At 38.8% G+C, this 484-nt stretch carries 1 protein-coding gene; it reads right to left on the bottom strand.

Features of this window, described 5'->3' with window-relative positions; all coding sequences use genetic code 11:
* Positions 1 to 484 (bottom strand): HipA family kinase (locus FJV36_RS14060; protein WP_370515719.1); only part of this gene is annotated, 484 nt, incomplete at both ends.

Below are 484 nucleotides of genomic sequence, written 5' to 3'. Positions count from 1 at the left end.
ATAAAACATGATCTTTTATTAAGGCAAAAGGCGAAACGGCATTGGCTTTCCAATTGTCCCAAGAATGATGAAAATAAAAAGCTGCACCATGATCTATCAACCAAAGTTCTTTTTTCCAAATTAACAAATTGGTATTTCTAAAAGTTCTATCAACATTGGTGATGAAGGCGTCGAGCCAAACAATTTTAGAAGCCAAAACTTCGTCGCAATCATTGGTTGCAGCATCGTAAGTGATTGAACCAGCAAGATAATGCAAACCCAAATTCAAACCTTGACTGAATTGCAGTAAATCCTGAATTTCCTCATCGGCTTCTGTTCTTCCAAAGGCTTCATCGAGATTGGCGAAAACCAATTCTGGAACAGGTAAGCCAAGATATCTAGCAATTTGTCCGCCAAGAAATTCGGCAATCAAGGCTTTCACACCATGACCAGCGCCACGAAATTTTAAAACATATTTAAAATCGTCGTCGGCTTCTACCAATGC

Origin of the sequence: Flavobacterium sp. I-STPP5a (genome assembly GCF_009764685.1) — a bacterium.
Taxonomy (GTDB): domain Bacteria; phylum Bacteroidota; class Bacteroidia; order Flavobacteriales; family Flavobacteriaceae; genus Flavobacterium.
This window is presented reverse-complemented; position numbering and strand designations above follow the sequence as displayed.